Origin of the sequence: Microbacterium sp. K41 (assembly GCF_004794395.1) — a bacterium.
Taxonomy (GTDB): Bacteria; Actinomycetota; Actinomycetes; order Actinomycetales; family Microbacteriaceae; genus Microbacterium; species Microbacterium sufflavum.
In genome coordinates, this window is the sequence record NZ_SSDO01000237.1 from 1 (window position 1) to 1245 (window position 1245).

Here is a 1245-nt window from a genome sequence, read left to right on the forward strand (position 1 = left end):
CCGCCTCCGCCGACCGCCGCTCGGCGTCGGCACGCTCCGAGACCCGACGCTCGGAGCGGTACTCGGCGCGAGCGAGTGCGCGCCCGAGCGCGTCGAGCCGATCCTGCACAGTGGGCGTCGTCGCGGTCTCCGTCGTTTCGCCGCCGATGTCCTCACCGCCGCCGTTCTCCCCGCCCAGGCCCGCGTCCGTCACCAGGCGCTCGGCCTCCTCGAGTCGCGCGACGACCGTCGCCAGCCGCGAACCCAGCGCCTGCTCGGCCTGTCGCCGCCGCTCGTCGAAGCGCGCCTGCACGTCTTCGAAGCGCTCGGTGCCGAACAGCCGCCGCAGCAGCGACTGCCGGTCCCGGCTTCCGGCCAGCAGGAACTCCGAGAACCGGTTCTGCGCGAGCAGGATCACCTGCAGGAACTGCTCCCGGCTCAGCTGGAGGATCTCATCGAGCTCCTGTGCCACATCGACGGCGCGCGCCGCTCGGCCGACCCACCCCGATGCGGTCGACTCCTCGAGCGAGACGGCTGCGGCCTGCTTCGTCATGCCCCCACCGCGGCGCGCGGGGCGGAGGTACTCCGGCGACCGGGTCACACGGTAGCGGCCGGACGGCGTGCTGAACTCGACCACCACTTCCGACGGGTCGTCCGGCTCGCAGTGGTCGCTGCGCGACCGCTTCTCGCCACCCTCGTACCGGGGCACCCCGCCGTACAAGCCGAAGCATACGGCGTCGAGGATGCTCGACTTCCCGGCGCCCGTGCGACCGGCGATCAGGAAGATGCCGTCGTCGGCGAACGCGTCGAAGTCGACGATCTGGCGTGCGCGGAAGGGTCCGAATCCCTCGACCTCCAGGCGGTGCAGACGCATCTAGACGAGAGCCTCCGCTCGGACGCGGTCGTCGAGCACCTCGCGGATCAGCTCGCGCTCGACCTCTGTCGCGCCCTGCCCGGCGCGCACGTGCTCAAGGAAGGCCCCGATCCGGTCGGCGTCGGTGACCGCGGAGCGCAGGCGCTGTGCGTACGAGTGCTCCTCCGTCTCACCCGTGACGATCGGCTGGTGCTGCACCATGGCGCAGTGCGGGTACGCCTCGCGAAGTCGTCGCATGGGCTCGGACTGCGGCACGGCATCGGTGTACACCGCGCACACCCAGTCGTCGGCATGGGCGGTGACGTTCTCCGTGGACAGGATCTCCGCGAAGCTGCCGGTGAGCGTGACGAGACGCCGCGGCACCGGCAGCTCCCGCCACTCGACCCGGGCGA

At 71.8% G+C, this 1245-nt stretch carries 2 protein-coding genes; both read right to left on the reverse strand.

What is annotated here, in order from left to right:
• The coding region (locus DW309_RS06520; RefSeq protein ID WP_136044900.1) for an AAA family ATPase at positions 1-853 on the reverse strand (853 nt) is incomplete at its 3' end.
• A partial coding sequence (locus tag DW309_RS06525) for an exonuclease SbcCD subunit D C-terminal domain-containing protein (protein WP_205812653.1) occupies positions 854-1245 on the reverse strand: 392 nt, incomplete at its 5' end. It abuts the gene before it with no gap.